Origin of the sequence: Nocardioides sp. URHA0032 (assembly GCF_000620645.1) — a bacterium.
In the GTDB taxonomy this organism is placed as follows: Bacteria; Actinomycetota; Actinomycetes; order Propionibacteriales; family Nocardioidaceae; genus Nocardioides.
In genome coordinates, this window is the sequence record NZ_KK211159.1 from 246201 (window position 1) to 261557 (window position 15357).

The 15357-nt window shown below is 70.4% G+C and carries 12 protein-coding genes; 11 read left to right on the forward strand and 1 reads right to left on the reverse strand.

The window, feature by feature from the left end:
- The first annotated feature begins 41 nt into the window (after positions 1 to 41).
- Complete coding sequence (locus N538_RS0114920; RefSeq protein ID WP_028637945.1) at positions 42 to 1481, forward strand: trimethylamine methyltransferase family protein; 1440 nt, start codon at positions 42 to 44, stop codon at positions 1479 to 1481.
- 127 nt (positions 1482 to 1608) lie between these two features.
- Positions 1609 to 1809, forward strand: a complete 201-nt coding sequence (locus tag N538_RS0114925; protein WP_028637946.1) for a hypothetical protein — start codon at positions 1609 to 1611, stop codon at positions 1807 to 1809.
- A gap of 97 nt (positions 1810 to 1906) precedes the next feature.
- Here the strand turns inward: N538_RS0114925 and purU are convergent, their stop codons facing one another.
- On the reverse strand, positions 1907 to 2785 hold the full coding sequence (gene purU, locus N538_RS0114930) for a formyltetrahydrofolate deformylase (RefSeq protein ID WP_231496230.1): 879 nt from the start codon (positions 2783 to 2785) through the stop codon (positions 1907 to 1909).
- Positions 2786 to 2864: 79 nt separating this feature from the next.
- Here purU and N538_RS0114935 point away from each other — a divergent pair, with 79 nt between their 5' ends.
- The 9 genes from N538_RS0114935 to N538_RS0114975 all read left to right on the forward strand — a co-directional run bounded on the left by N538_RS0114935 (position 2865) and on the right by N538_RS0114975 (position 15355).
- Entirely contained in the window at positions 2865 to 3629 is a 765-nt protein-coding gene (locus N538_RS0114935; protein WP_231496231.1) for an IclR family transcriptional regulator, read from the forward strand.
- A 106-nt stretch (positions 3630 to 3735) separates the two neighbouring features.
- Positions 3736 to 5217, forward strand: a complete 1482-nt coding sequence (locus N538_RS0114940; RefSeq protein WP_155992119.1) for an aldehyde dehydrogenase family protein — start codon at positions 3736 to 3738, stop codon at positions 5215 to 5217.
- Positions 5214 to 6893 (forward strand): choline dehydrogenase, encoded by a 1680-nt coding sequence (gene betA / locus N538_RS0114945; protein WP_028637950.1) that lies wholly within the window; start codon positions 5214 to 5216, stop codon positions 6891 to 6893. Before N538_RS0114940 ends, betA begins: the two co-directional genes overlap by 4 nt.
- Positions 6890 to 7921: a quaternary amine ABC transporter ATP-binding protein gene (locus tag N538_RS25640; protein ID WP_036570703.1), complete on the forward strand. Its 1032-nt coding sequence runs from the start codon at positions 6890 to 6892 to the stop codon at positions 7919 to 7921. Before betA ends, N538_RS25640 begins: the two co-directional genes overlap by 4 nt.
- The gene (locus N538_RS25645; RefSeq protein WP_081790499.1) at positions 7918 to 9993 is read left to right on the forward strand and encodes an ABC transporter permease; all 2076 of its coding nucleotides are present in this window, start codon (positions 7918 to 7920) and stop codon (positions 9991 to 9993) included. The genes N538_RS25640 and N538_RS25645 overlap by 4 nt, the downstream gene beginning before the upstream one ends.
- A 3-nt stretch (positions 9994 to 9996) precedes the next feature.
- Positions 9997 to 10986, forward strand: coding sequence for an ABC transporter substrate-binding protein (locus N538_RS0114960; RefSeq protein WP_028637951.1), 990 nt, complete (start codon positions 9997 to 9999; stop codon positions 10984 to 10986).
- Positions 10987 to 11121: 135 nt separating this feature from the next.
- The gene (locus N538_RS0114965) at positions 11122 to 13641 is read left to right on the forward strand and encodes a GcvT family protein (RefSeq protein ID WP_028637952.1); all 2520 of its coding nucleotides are present in this window, start codon (positions 11122 to 11124) and stop codon (positions 13639 to 13641) included.
- On the forward strand, positions 13638 to 14378 hold the full coding sequence (locus N538_RS0114970; RefSeq protein ID WP_028637953.1) for an electron transfer flavoprotein subunit beta/FixA family protein: 741 nt from the start codon (positions 13638 to 13640) through the stop codon (positions 14376 to 14378). The genes N538_RS0114965 and N538_RS0114970 overlap by 4 nt, the downstream gene beginning before the upstream one ends.
- A complete protein-coding gene (locus tag N538_RS0114975; protein WP_028637954.1) occupies positions 14375 to 15355 on the forward strand; it encodes an electron transfer flavoprotein subunit alpha/FixB family protein in 981 nt (326 codons plus the stop codon). Before N538_RS0114970 ends, N538_RS0114975 begins: the two co-directional genes overlap by 4 nt.
- Positions 15356 to 15357: the final 2 nt, after the last annotated feature.

Genomic DNA, 15357 nt, shown 5'->3' on the forward strand with positions numbered 1-15357 from the left:
GGAACGCTGGTCCCACATGATGAGGTTAGGCAGGAGGAGCGATGTTCCGCAACCGGATGCCCCGTTACGAGGTGCTCTCCGAGGACGCGATGGCGACGCTGGACGCCGGTTGGCGCCGGCTGGTCAGCGAGATCGGCGTCGAGTTCATGGACGCCCGGGCCCGGGACCTGTTCGCCGCGGCCGGGCAGCGGGTGGAGGAGAACACCGTCTTCCTGGACCCCGACTTCGTGCTGGAGCAGGTCGCGAAGGCGCCCCGTGAGTTCGACATCCAGGCCCGCAATCCCGAGAACTCCGTGCACATCGGTGGCGACGCGATGGCCTTCGGTGCCGTGTACGGCCCGCCGTTCGTGCGCCAGGGCGACGTGCGCCGCGACGGCACCATGGAGGACTTCCGGAACTTCGCCAAGCTCTCGCAGTCCTTCGGCGTGCTCGACTCCGCCGGCGGCGTCGTGACCGAGCCGAACGACACCCCGCTCGACAGCCGGCACCTCGACATGACGTACGCGCTGCAGACGCTCACCGACAAGATCTACATGGGCAACGTGGTCTCCGGCGTCAACGCTCGCGACACGATCGCGATGACCGAGATCCTGTTCGGCTCGCGCGAGGCGATCGAGGAGACCCCGGCGCTGATCTCGCTGGTCAACTGCAACAGCCCGCTGCGCTGGGACGACCGGATGCTCGAGGCGCAGTTCGAGTACTCGGCGGCCAACCAGCCCGTCGTGCTCACGCCGTTCATCCTGATGGGCGCGATGTCGCCGGTGACGATCCCGGCCGCGCTCGTGCAGCAGATGGCCGAGGCGCTGTCCGGCATCGCGCTCTCGCAGCTGATCCGGCCGGGCTGCCCGGTGGTGTTCGGGTCGTTCCTCTCCAACATCGACATGCAGTCCGGCTCGCCCACGTTCGGCACGCCGGAGTCCGGCATCGGCCTGCTCTGCACCGGCCAGATCGCACGGCACTTCGGGCTGCCGTTCCGCACCGGCGGCGGCCTGACGTCCTCGCAGGTGCCGGACGCGCAGGCCGGCTACGAGGCGATGATGACGCTGCTGCCGACGTTCCTCGCCGGCGCGAACTGGGTGATGCACTCCGCCGGGTGGCTCGAGGGCGGCCTGGTGTCGGGCTACGAGAAGTTCGTCATCGACTGCGAACTCGTGCAGATGCTCCAGCACGAGTTCACGCCGCTGGAGATCGACGAGGCGTCGCTGGCCTTCGACGCGCACCAGGAGGTCGGCCACGGCGGCCACTTCCTCGGCGCGATGCACACGATGGAGCGCTTCCGCACCTGCTTCTACCGCCCGTTCCTCTCCTCCTCCGAGAACTACGAGCGCTGGATGCGCAACGGCGCCAAGGACACCGCGGCCCGGGCCGCGGACATCTGGCAGAAGCGCCTCGAGGAGTACGAGCAGCCGCCCCTCGACGAGGCCGTCCGCGAGGAGCTCGAGGCCTACGTCGTACGCCGTCGCGCCGAGCTCGGGGACTGACCCGCTCTCACGGTCGAGTCGGGGGTTCTGACGGTCGAGTCGGGAGTTCTGACGGTGGAGGTGCCGCGGTCCAGACCGGCTCGCCGGGGTACGTTCAGGATCCGGGCGGTCGGGGAACCGTGCCGGCATGACGACGCTGCAGGACCGACCGGTGCGGGAACGCCGGCCGCACCCCGCCGCATCCACGCCGACGTCCCGACGCGAACGGGACGAACCGCGGCGGGCGCCCACGGTGGCGCTCTCGGAGCTGATGGGCCGACGGCCCGACCTCCACGACGTCTACCCGCCCGCGACGATCGCGGCCGACTCGATCCTCTGGTCGGCCTGAGCAGATCCGTGGGTTGTCCGCCGAAACCCGCTCGACACGCCGTGTCGCCTCGGCGTGTCGCGCGGGTTTCTCCGGTCAGCCGGAGAAACCCGCCCCGCTACCGGAACACCACCGTCCGCGACCCGTTCAGCAGCACCCGCGACTGGGAGTGCCAGCGGACCGCGCGGGAGAGGACCTGCGCCTCGACGTCGCGGCCGGCGCCGACCATGGCGTCCTGGTCGTAGGAGTGGTCGACGCGCATCACGTCCTGCTCGATGATCGGGCCCTCGTCGAGGTCGCCGGTCACGTAGTGCGCGGTCGCGCCGACCAGCTTCACGCCGCGGTCGAAGGCCTGGTGGTAGGGCTTCGCGCCCTTGAAGCTCGGCAGGAACGAGTGGTGGATGTTGATCGCCCGGCCGGACAGCGACCGGCACAGGTCGTCGGAGAGGACCTGCATGTAGCGGGCCAGCACGACCAGGTGGACGTCCAGCTCCTTCACCAGCGACAGCAGCCGCGCCTCCGCCTCCGGCTTGGTGTCGGGCGTGACGGGCACGTGGAAGAACGGCACGCCGTACGACGCCGCCATCTCGGCGGCGTCCTCGTGGTTCGAGACGACGGCCGGCACCTCGATCTGCAGGGAGCCGGTGGAGGTGCGGAACAGCAGGTCGTTGAGGCAGTGCAGGTGCTTGGACACCATGATCAGCGTCCGGTACGGCGCCCGCGCGTCCCAGAGCTCGAAGCGCATCTCGAACTCCGCGGCGATCGGCGCGAACTCGGCGCGCAGCTCCTCGGCCGTCGCCGGCCCCGGCACCTCGACGTCGATGCGCATGAAGAACGTGCCGCTGAGCCGGTCGCCGAACTGCTGGCTCTCCAGGATGTTCCCGCCGCGCGCGACCAGGAACCCGGACACGGCGTGCACGATGCCGGGCCGGTCCGGGCAGGAGAGGATGAGCACGAAGTCGCCGGCCGCGATGGTCGGGGGCGCGAGAGAGGGCACGGGACAACCTTCGCATCAGTGTTGCGCTGGCAGAAACGCGTCCTGCGATACGCAACAGATCTCCGCTACTGTCGCCATCGTGAACGACGCGAGCGCCGGCGTCCAGTCCGTCGACCGGGCGCTGACCATCCTCGCGGTCCTCGCGCGCGTCGGCGAGGCCGGCGTCACCGAGATCGCGGGTGAGCTCGGCGTGCACAAGAGCACGGCGTTCCGGCTGGTCTCGACCCTCGAGTCGCACCGGCTGGTGGAGCAGACCACCGACCGCGGCCGCTACCGCCTCGGGGTCGGTGTCCTGCGGCTGGCCGGCGCTACGACCGCGCGGCTCGACCTGGTCCAGGAGGCGCGACCGGTCTGCCGCCAGCTCGCGGCCGACACCGGCGAGACGGTCAACATCGCCGTCCTCTCCGAGAGCTCGGCGCTCTACCTCGACCAGGTCGCGGGCACCTCGGCATTGCAGCCGCACAACTGGGTCGGGCAGCACATCCCGCTGCACGCCACCAGCAACGGCAAGGTGCTGCTCAGTGGACTGGACGAGAAGCGGGTCGCGGAGGTGCTCGGCTCGCTGTCGCGCTACACCCCGCTCACCATCACCAAGAAGGCCAAGCTGCGCGCCGAGCTCGAGCAGGTCCGCGCGCAGGGGTACGCCGTCGCCGTCGACGAGCTCGAGGAGGGACTGACCGCGGTCGCCGCCCCGATCCGCAACGCGCACGGTGACGTGATCGCGTCGATGAGTGTCTCCGGCCCGACGTTCCGGCTCCCGGACGCCCGCGTCGACGAGGTGCTGCCGCAGCTCGTCGAGGCCGCTGCCGAGGTCTCTCATCGGCTCGGCTGGGGTCACCGCTGAGTCACAAGTCGGCTGCGGCGCTTGACGACCGGGTGACCGGACTCCATATTCAGGACAACAAGTAAGTTGCGCTGAGAGCATCGAGTTGCGTGATACGCAACTCAGGATGGGGTCGCAGGTGGCCGAGCTCTACCTCGACGGCGCGTGGACGAGCGCGCAGGGTGAAGCGCGCCGCGAGATCCGGTGCCCGGCCGACGGCTCGCTCGTCGCCGAGGTCGACGAGGCCGGCGCCGAGGACACCGAGCGCGCGATCGCCGCGGCGCACCGCGCCTTCCACCACGGATCCTGGCCGCTGCGGTCCGCCCGGGAGCGCGGCGACCTGCTGCTCACTGTCGCCGACCTGCTCGAGCGGGACGCCGACGAGGTCGCGCGGATGGAGTCGCTCGACACGGGGAAGCGCTTCGTCGAGAGCCAGTACGACGTCGCCGACGTCGTCGCGGTCTTCCGTCACTACGGGCGGGTCGCCGCCGAGGACGCCGGCCGGATGGTCGACACCGGGAACCCCGACGTCGTCAGCCGGATCGTGCACGAGCCGGTCGGCGTCTGCGCGCTGATCACGCCCTGGAACTACCCGCTCCTCCAGGTCTCCTGGAAGGTCGCGCCCTGCCTGGCGGCGGGCAACACGTTCGTCCTCAAGCCCAGCGAGCTGACCCCGCACACCGCGATCCACCTGATGCGGCTGCTCGAGGAGGCCGGGCTGCCCGCGGGCGCCGGCAACCTCGTCCTCGGCGCCGGCGCGACGGCGGGTGCGCCGCTGGCCGTCGACCCCCGCGTCGACCTCGTCTCCTTCACCGGCGGTCTGGAGACCGGACGGCGTCTGATGGCGGCCGCGTCCGGGACGGTGAAGCGGGTGGCGCTCGAGCTCGGCGGCAAGAACCCCAACCTGGTGTTCGCCGATGCCGACCTCGAGGTCGCCCTCGACTTCGCGCTCACGGCGGTCTTCCTGCACTCGGGCCAGGTCTGCTCCGCGGGCGCGCGCCTCGTCGTCGAGGAGTCGATCCACGACGACTTCGTGGACCGGCTGGTCGAGCGCGCCGAGCGGATCCGTCTCGGCGGCCCGTTCGACGACAAGGCCGAGACCGGCCCCCTCACCAGCGCCGCCCATCGCGACAAGGTGGAGGCGTACGTCGCCCGTGGGATCGCCGAGGGAGCCGTGCTCAGGACGGGCGGGCGGCGCCCCGACGACCCGGCGTTGGCGGACGGCTTCTACTACCTGCCGACCATCCTCGACGGCTGTCGCAGCGACCTGTCGGTGACCCAGGACGAGTCCTTCGGCCCGGTGCTGACCGTCGAGACGTTCCGCGACGAGGACGAGGCGGTGCGGATCGCGAACGACTCGATCTACGGCCTGGCCGGGGCGGTCTGGACCCAGGACGCGGGCAAGGGCCAGCGGGTCGCGGCCCGGCTGCGGATGGGCACGGTCTGGATCAACGACTACCACCCGTACGTCCCGCAGGCGGAGTGGGGCGGCTACAAGCAGTCCGGGATCGGCCGCGAGCTCGGCAACGCCGGCCTCGAGGAGTACCGCGAGACCAAGCACGTCTGGCACAACATCCGCCCGGCCGAGCAGCGCTGGTTCCAGGGATGAGCCGCGACCGGTACGACGTCGTCATCGTGGGTGGTGGCTCGGCCGGGTGCGCGCTCGCCAACCGGCTCTCCGCCGATCCCGGCACCTCGGTGCTCGTGCTCGAGGCCGGGCGCTCGGACTTCCGCATCGACCCGTTCATCCACATGCCCGCGGCGCTGCCGTTCCCGATCGGGAACCGGCTCTACGACTGGAAGTACGAGACCGACCCGGAGCCGAACCTCGACAACCGCAAGGTGTTCCACGCCCGCGGGAAGGTGCTCGGCGGCTCGTCCTCGATCAACGGGATGATCTTCCAGCGCGGCAACCCCCTCGACTACGAGCGCTGGGCCGCCGAGCCGGGGATGAAGGAGTGGGACTACCTCCACTGCCTGCCGTACTTCAAGAAGATGGAGAACTGCCTCGCCGGGGCGGACCGCTGGCGGGGCGGCGACGGCCCCCTCGTCCTGGAGCGCGGACCGGCCGACAACCCGCTGTTCGGCGCGTTCTTCGAGGCCGTCCAGCAGGCCGGCTACCCGCTGACCGACGACGTCAACGGCTATCGCCAGGAGGGCTTCGCGCGGTTCGACCGCAACATCCATCGCGGCCGCCGGCTCTCCGCCGCCCGGGCCTACCTCCACCCCGTGAAGGACCGGAAGAACCTGAAGGTCGAGACCCTCGCCTTCGTGACCGGCGTCCGCTTCGACGGCAAGCGCGCCGTCGGCGTCGACTACGTGCGCGCCGGCCGCGCCCGCCGTACGGCGCACGCCGGCGAGGTCATCCTCTGCGGCGGCGCGATCAACAGCCCGCAGCTGCTCCAGCTGTCGGGCATCGGGGACGAGGACCTCCTGAAGCAGCACGGCATCCCGGTCGTGCACCACCTCCCCGGCGTCGGCGCGAACGCGCAGGACCACCTCGAGGTCTACATCCAGCACGCGTCGAAGCAGCCGGTCTCGATCGCGCCGGGCCTGAAGTGGCGCAGGCGGCCGGGCATCGGCTACCAGTGGCTCGTCCACCGGAGCGGCCTCGGCGCGACCAACCACTTCGAGGGCGGCGGCTTCTGCCGCAGCAACGCCGACGTCGACTACCCGAACCTGATGTTCCACTTCCTCCCGGTCGCGATCCGGTACGACGGGTCCGCGCCGACCGAGGGCCACGGCTACCAGGTGCACATCGGCCCGATGTACGCCGACACCAGGGGCCACGTGAAGATCCGGAGCCGCGACCCCCGGCAGCACCCCTCGATCCTCTTCAACTACCTCTCGACGGCGAACGACCGCCGCGAGTGGGTCGAGGCGGTCCGGGTCGCACGCAGCATCCTCAACCAGCCCGCGTTCGCGCCGTACAACGACGGTGAGCTCTCGCCCGGCGCCCAGGTCGAGACCGACGAGCAGATCCTGGACTGGGTCCGCGCGGACGCCGAGACCGCGCTGCACCCCTCGTGCACCGCGAAGATGGGCGTCGACGAGATGTCCGTCGTGGATCCCGGCACGATGCGCGTGCACGGCGTCGAGGGTCTCCGTGTCGTTGACGCCTCGGTGTTCCCCTTCGTCACCAACGGCAACATCTACGCCCCCGTCATGATGGTCGCCGAGAAGGCGGCCGACCTGATCGCCGGCAACACGCCCCTCCCGCCCGCCGACGTGCCGTACTACCGCTACCGCGACGGCATGCCCCTCAACCCGGAGGAACTCTCATGAGCGACGCCGCACTCACGGTCAAGAACCTCTGGAAGATCTTCGGCCGGGGCGCCGACAAGGTCGTCGGTACGCCGGACGCGGACCTCTCGCGCGCCGACCTGAAGGAGAAGACGGGGTGCGTGGTCGGCGTGCGCGACGTCTCGTTCGACGTCGCCCCGGGCGAGGTGTTCGTGGTCATGGGCCTGTCCGGCTCCGGCAAGTCCACCCTGGTCCGCTGCCTCACTCGGCTGATCGAGCCCACCTCCGGCGAGGTCGTGATCGACGGCCGCGACATCACCGGGGCCAGCGAGAGCGAGCTGCGCGACCTGCGGCGTACCCATGCCTCGATGGTGTTCCAGCACTTCGGGCTGCTCCCGCACCGTCAGGTGATCGACAACGTCGCCTACGGCCTGGAGGTCCGGGGCATGAGCCGCAAGGAGCGCCGGGCCAAGGCCGGGGAGGTCGTCGACCTGGTCGGTCTCAGTGGCTACGAGATGTCCTACCCCGACCAGCTCTCCGGTGGGATGCAGCAGCGGGTGGGCCTGGCTCGCGCGCTCGCCAACGACCCGTCGCTGCTGCTCTTCGACGAGCCGTTCTCCGCGCTCGACCCCCTGATCCGGCGGGACATGCAGAACGAGGTGATCCGGCTCCACCACGAGCTCGGCAAGACGATGGTCTTCATCACCCACGACCTGCAGGAGGCGCTCAAGCTCGGCGACCGGATCCTCATCATGCGCGACGGCGCGATCGTCCAGATCGGTACGCCGGACGAGGTGGTCGGCGCCCCGGCCGACGACTACGTCAAGGACTTCACCTCCGACGTCCCGCGCTCGCACGTCCTCACGCTGAAGTGGGTGATGCGGGAGCCGCGGCCCGACGACTCCACCGAGGGTCCGGTGATGAGCCCGGACACGATCGTCCGCAAGGCCGCCCACGCCGCGCTGGCCTCCGAGCACCCGCTGCGGGTGGTCGACGGTGACCAGCTGGTCGGGATCGTCGACGACGACGCGATCCTCCGGGTGGTCGTGGCGGAGGAGTCGATCGCATGAGCGTCGCCACCGCGGGCGCGAGGACCCGGGTCCGCAGCGACGACGCGGTCGTCGCGGCGCTGCGTGCCCGGTGGCGCCTGTGGGCGCTGCTCGCGGTGGTGGTCGGGTGGATCGTCATCTGGTGGTTCGCCGAGGGCAAGCACACGCTCGAGATCTCGACGTCGGCCATCACCGACGTGCACGCGCGGCTGCAGGACCTCAGCGACTCGGTGTCGAACGCGTTCGCGTCCCAGTCGAACTGGCTGGTGGCCGCGGTGAACTACTTCGCCGACAAGCTGGACCTCTGGTTCACTCGGCTGCAGCACCTGTTCACCGTCGCGCCGTTCCCGCGGCCGCTGCCCCAGGTCGGCTGGCTCGGCACCATCGCCCTCGCGGCGCTCGTGACGTTCGCAGTCTCCGGCTGGCGGCTGGTGCTGCTGGTGGTGCCGGCGTTCCTGCTGTTCGGGACCCTCGGCTACTGGACCGACTCGATCGACACCCTGCTGATCACGCTGTTCTGCGTGGTCATCGCCTGCGTCTTCGGCATTCCGCTCGGCGTCTGGATGGCCCACAGCAAGGTAGTGACGGCGATCGTCACGCCGGTGCTCGACGTGATGCAGACGATGCCGTCGTTCGTGTACCTCCTGCCGGCAGCCATCCTGTTCGACATCGGCCCGGCCGCGGCGATCATGGTCACGCTTGTCTACGCGGTCCCTCCGGTGGTGCGCATCGGTGCCCACGGCATCCGCACCGTCAACCCGGGCGTCCTCGAGGCGACCAGCTCGCTCGGTCAGAGCCGGCTGCAGCGCCTGACGAAGGTCGAGCTGCCGCTGGCCAAGCGCACGATCATCGTCGGCGTCAACCAGACGACGATGGCCGCGCTGGCGATGGCGACCATCGCGGCCTACATCGACGGGCCAGGGCTCGGCCAGCCCGTCCTCGACGGACTCCAGCGGGGCCAGCTGGGCACCGGGTTCGTGGCCGGCACCTGCATCGTGATCCTCGCCGTCATGCTCGACCGCGTCACCACCGCGGCCAGCGTGCGCGCCGAGCAGGCCCGGCGCGCGGGCGACCGGAGGCGCCGGTTGCGCCGGCTCGTGCTCGTCATCGGGTCAGTGGGCACGCTGATCGCGCTCTACTTGTCGCACATCTATGTCTGGGCGAACGAGTTCCCGTCGCGCCCCGACCTCGGCACCCCGATCAGCAACGCCGTCGACGACTTCGGGACGTGGTTGCTCACTGACCTGTCGGGCTTCACGTCGTCGATCCAGACGGGCTTCACCAACCACTTCCTGAACCCAGTGCAGAGCGTGGTCGCCGAGTCGCCGTGGTTCGTCACCGGCACCGCGATCCTGCTCATCGCGGCGATCGTCGGTGGTGTCCGGGCCTTCGTCGCGAGCGTGGTCTGCCTCGCCGGGATCTACGCCCTCGACCTCTGGTACAACGCGATGGTCACGCTCACCTCCGTCCTCGTGGCCACGGTGTTCGTCGTCGCGATCGCGGTGGTGCTCGGCGTCGCGATGGGCCGCAGCCTCGCCGTCGACCGCGGGCTCCGACCGCTCCTGGACGCGGGGCAGACGATTCCGCCGTTCGTGCCCTTGATGTTCGTGCTGATCCTTTTCTCCTCGAACCGGTTCACCGCGATCATCGCGGCCGTGATCTACGCCGTACCGATCGCGACCAAGCTCGTCGCCGACGGTGTCCGCGGCGTGTCGGCGGAGACGATCGAGGCGTCCCGTTCCACCGGGGCCAACCGCTGGCAGGAGATCACCAAGGTGCAGCTGCCGATGGCCCGCGGCTCGGTGCTCCTGGCCACCAACCAGGGCCTGCTCTACGTGCTGTCGATGGTCGTCATCGGCGGCATGGTGGGTGGCGGCGCCCTCGGCTTCGACATCGTCAAGGGCTTCCGGCAGGCCGACTACGCGGGCAAGGGTCTCGCTGCCGGGATCACGGTCGTGCTGCTCGGGATCATGCTCGACCGGATCACGACGTATGGCGCGCAGCGGGCTTCGGGGTCCAGTCAGCCGTCATCGCGGCGCCTCACCAGGCTCCGTTTCGCGGAGCGGCTCGCTCCCAACCGAGGAAGGGTGTAAAGAATGAGAGTCAAGCGCACACAGGGGGCCATCGCCGCCCTGGTGACGGCGTCGGCGCTCACGCTCGGTGCGTGTGGCGGCGACTCCATCAAGAACGCAGACCAGCCCGCTGGGGGCAAGGACTGCGGCGAGATGAACATGGCAGTCAACCCCTGGGTCGGCTATGAGGCCGACGCGCACGTGGTCGGCTACCTCGCCCAGACCAGGCTCGGCTGCACGGTCAACTACAAGAACCTCGACGAGCAGGTGTCCTGGAAGGGCTTCGGCAGTGGCTCGGTGGACGTCGTGATCGAGAACTGGGGGCACCCGGAGCTCCAGAAGAAGTACATGTCCGACCAGGGCGGCGACGGTACCGCGGTCGACGCCGGCCTGACCGGGAACGACGGGATCATCGGCTGGTACGTCCCGCCGTGGCTGGCCGAGAAGTACCCGGACATCACCGACTGGAAGAACCTGAACAAGTACGCCGACATGTTCAAGACCAGCGAATCCGGTGACCTGGGCACGCTCTACGACGGCGACCCCGGCTTCGTCACGAACGACGAGGCGCTGGTCAAGAACCTCGACCTGGACTTCAAGGTCGTCTATGCGGGCAGCGAGAACGCGCTGATCCAGGACTTCCGCAACGCCCAGCAGAACAAGACCCCGATGATCGGCTACTTCTACGAGCCGCAGTGGTTCCTGTCCGAGGTGCCGCTGGTCAAGGTCGACCTGCCGAAGTACACCGAGGGCTGCGACGCGGACCCGGAGAAGGTCGCGTGCGACTACCCGCCGTACCCGCTGAACAAGGTCGTGTCGTCGTCGTTCGCCGACTCAGGCAGCCCGGCGTACGACCTGGTCAAGGCGTTCAAGTGGACCAACGACGACCAGAACCTAGTCGCCAAGTACATCGCCGAAGACCAGATGGACCCCGACGACGCGGCGAAGAAGTGGATCGACGCCAACCCGGACAAGGTCGACGCCTGGCTCAAGGCCGCCGGCGTCAGCAGCTGACCCGCTGACCGACGCTCACTCGTCCCGGCCGGGGGGTTGACCTCCCGGCCGGGGTCGGGTGATCCTTGAGTAGTTCCGTAATACGAATCCTGTTGCACGATACGCAACACACTCGGACACAGACCGGAGAGTTCCATGGCCACCGTCCCCGCCTCGGCCAAGGTCGTCGTGATCGGCGCCGGCATCGTCGGCAACAGCCTCGTCCACCACCTCGCCCGGCTCGGCTGGCGCGACATCGTGCAGCTCGACAAGGGCCCGCTGCCCAACCCCGGCGGCTCGACCGGGCACGCGTCCAACTTCATCTTCACCGTCGACCACTCGCGCGAGATCACGGACCTCACGCTCGACTCCGTGAAGCAGTACCAGGAGATGGGGGTCTTCACGCAGTCCGGCGGCTTCGAGCTCGCCCGCACCGAGGAGCGGATGGAGGAGCTGCGGCGCCGGATGTCGAGCGCGCGGGCCTGGGGCATCGAGGCCGAGCTGGTGAGCCCGGACTTCGTCAAGGAGAAGGTCCCGTTCATCGAGACCGACCAGTTCATCGGCGCCTTCTGGACACCCGGCGTGGGCGTCGTCGACTCCCTGCGCGCCGGCACGATCATGCGCGAGCGCGCGATGGAGCTCGACGCGCTGACCGTGGTCGCGAACGTCGAGGTCACCGGCCTCGACGTCGAGGGTGGCCGGATCCGCCGGGTCCGCACAGACGGAGGCGACATCGAGACCGAGTACGTCGTCATCGCGTGCGGCGTCTGGAGCCCGAAGATCGGCGACATGGCGGGCGTCTCGATCCCGCTGACCCCCGCCGTGCACCAGATGATCAGCGTCGGACCGTGCCCGCAGCTGGCCGAGCGGGAGGGCGAGATCTCCTTCCCGATCGTCCGCGACATGGACACCTTCTGCTACGAGCGCCAGCACGGCGCCGACATGGAGGTCGGCTCCTACGCGCACCGCGCGATCCTGCACGAGCCGGAGGAGATCCCCACCATCGAGCAGTCCAAGCTGTCGCCGACCGAGATGCCGTTCACCTCCGACGACTTCGACCCGCAGCTCGAGCAGGCCTACGAGCTGATGCCGGAGCTGCTCGGTGCCGAGGGCGCCGAGATGCGGTACGCCATCAACGGCCTGCTGTCGCTCACCTGTGACGGCTGGCCGATCCTCGGCGAGAGCGAGGTCCAGGGTCTCTGGACGGCGGCCGCGGTCTGGATCAAGGAGGGCCCGGGCGTCGGCCGTGCGGTCGCCGAGTGGATGGTCAACGGGCACTCGGAGATCGACGTCAGCCACAGCGACATCGCACGGTTCCACCCCCACCAGAAGCGCCGCGAGCACACCCGGCTGCGCACCACCGAGTCGTTCATCAAGACCTACGGGATCATCCACCCGGCCGAGCAGTACGAGTCCGACCGCGACCAGCGGCTCGCCCCGATGCACGAGTCGCAGAAGAAGCTCGGCGCGGTCTTCTTCGAGACCGGCGGCTGGGAGCGCCCGTTCTGGTACGAGTCGAACGCCGCGCTCCTCGATCAGTACGGCGACGCGGTGATGCCCCGCGAGCACGAGTGGGACTCGCGCTGGTGGAGCCCGATCATCAACGCCGAGCACCTGCGGATGCGTGAGGCGGCCGGTGTCATCGACCTCTCGGCGTTCGAGATCTTCGACATCGCCGGGCCGGGCGCGCTCGCCGCGGTGCAGATGACCTGCGTCGCGCAGTGCGACGTGCCGGTCGGCAAGGTCGTGTACACACCGGTGCTCGACGCGGCGGGCGGCTTCAGGTCCGACCTCACCGTGATGCGCCTCGGTGAGGACCACTTCCGCGTGGTGACCGGCGCCGCGCACGGCCCGGCGGACCGGCAGTGGTTCGCGCGCCACGTGCCCGACGGCACCACGCTCACCAGCCGCACCGACGACGTGGTGACGATCGGGCTCTGGGGCCCACGGGCGCGCGACATCCTCGCCGGGCTCACCTCGGACGACGTCACCGACGGTGGCTTCGGGTTCCTCACCTGCCGCGAGATCCAGGTCAAGGGCACCGCGGTGCTCGCCTCGCGGATCTCCTACGTCGGCGAGCTCGGCTGGGAGCTGTACGTCGCGGCCGACGACGCCGCCGGGGTGTGGGACACGCTGCTCGAGTCGGGTGCCGCGCACGGCGCCGTACCGGTCGGCATCGGGGTGTATGGCACCACCGGCCGGATCGAGAAGGGCTACCGGGCCTTCGGCTACGAGCTCGACGCCGAGCGCTCGATCGTCGAGGCCGGGATGCAGCGGCCCAAGGTCAAGGCTGCCGACTTCGTGGGGCGCGATGCGTACCTGGCCCAGCGCGCTCGGCTGGATTCCGGGGAGGCGCCCGCGTCGGTGCTGTGCACGCTGGTCGTCGACGACCACACGTCGGCGTCCGGGGTGAAGCGGTACATGCTCGGCGGCGAGCCGATCCTGCGTCGCGACGGCGGGACGCTGACCGACGGGCACGGCCACCACCCCTACGTCACGACCGCCGGCTCGGCGCCGTCGCTCGGCAAGCACCTGCTGCTGGCGTACCTGCCGCCGGAGGAGGCCGTGATCGGCAACGACCTGGCCGTGTCGTACATGGAGGAGCTCTACCCGGTGACCGTCGGCTCCGTCGACGCGACGCCGCTGCTCGACCCGGCCAACGAGCGACTGCGATGAGCACCCTCGTCTGCGTGAAGCGGGTCGTCGACTCCTCCAGCGAGGTCGTGCTGACCGAGGACGGTCAGGCCGTCGACGGGCGGTACGCCGGGTTCACGATGAGCGCGCACGAGGAGTGTGCCGTGGAGCTCGCCGTGCGGATCGGCGCTGCCACGGTGATGACGCTCGGGGACGCCGACGCGGTGGAGCAGCTGCGCGCGGCGCTGGCCGTCGGCTGCGAGGCCGCGACCCACGTGGTGGCCGACGCCCAGGCGTTCGGCCCGGCCGACGTCGCGCGCGAGGTCGCGGCCATCGTCCGCGACGGCGGGCACGACCTGGTGCTGCTCGGCAACGACGCCGCGGACACCGGCGACTTCCAGGTCGGCATCCGCCTCTCCTACGAGCTCGGCTGGCCGGTCGTCAACGGCGCGACCCTGGTCTCCGTCGACGACGGCGTGGTGACGGCCGAGGTCGACGGGCCGGACGGCCACGAGACCTACCGGGTGCCGCTGCCCGCCGTGGTGACCGTGCTCGAGGGCGGCGTCGCGCCGCGCTACCCCTCGGTGCCGGGCCGGATGAAGGCGAAGAAGGTGCCGATCGAGGAACGACAGCCGTCCGCCGCGCCGGCCGGCCCCGCCCGGGTCCGGCTCCTGCTCCCGCCGCCCGCGCCGTCGACCGTGCAGGTCCTCGGCAAGGGCCCGGAGGCCGCGGCCGCCGTGGTCGACCTGTTCGAGCAGCTCGGGGTGCTGGCCCGATGATCGTGGTGCTGGTCGAGGTCTCGCCGTCCGGCGAGCCGGTCGAGGTGTCCCGCGAGGCGGTCACGTTCGCGCGGTCGCTGTCCGCCGCCGGCGGTGGCGTCCCGGTCGACGTGGTCGTGGTCGGTACGCCGTCCGGCGCGCTGGTCGAGACGATGGCGGGGTACGGCGTCCGCCGGGTGCACGCGCTGACCGGCCCCGCGTTCGAGGCGTTCTCCGGCGCCGCCTGGGCGTCCGGGATCCTCACCGTCCGGGAGCAGGCCGGTGCCGTGGTCGTGCTGGCCGCCGGGACCCCACGCGGCGGCGAGGTGATGGCACACGTCGCCGCCCGCGCCGGCGTACCGATGGCCGCGAACGTGCTGTCCTTCGGCGGGCTCTCGCCGTTCGTCGTCACCCGCCAGGTGGTCGGCGGTGCGGTGCTCGAGGAGATGCAGCTGTCCGCGCGGCCGGCGGTCTTCACGGTGGCGGGGCACGCGGTCGAGGCCGCTCCGGCCGAGGCACCCGGTGCGGCCGAGGTCGTCATCGAGACGCCGTCGGTGGCGGACGCGGATCTCGTGGCCCGGGTGGTCTCGACCGAGGAGCCCGAGGCCGACCTGTCCGGCTCGCTGAAGTCGGCCCGGGTGGTCGTCGGTGCCGGCCGCGGTGCCGGCTCGGCGGACGGCTTCGAGGACATCCTCGAGCTCACCGCGCTGCTCGACGCCTCGCTCGGTGTCTCCCGGGTGGTGACCTCGCTCGGCTGGCGGCCGCACCACGAGCAGGTCGGCCAGACCGGGTCCCGGATCTCGCCGGACCTCTACATCCCCTGCGGCATCAGCGGCGCCATCCAGCACTGGGCCGGCTGCTCGTCGGCGAAGCACATCCTCGCGATCAACACCGACCCCGAGGCACCGATGGTCACCCGCGCGACGCACGCCGTCATCGGCGACCTGCACGAGGTGGTGCCGGCGATCAACGCGGAGATCCGGCGGCGTCGGGGATAGGC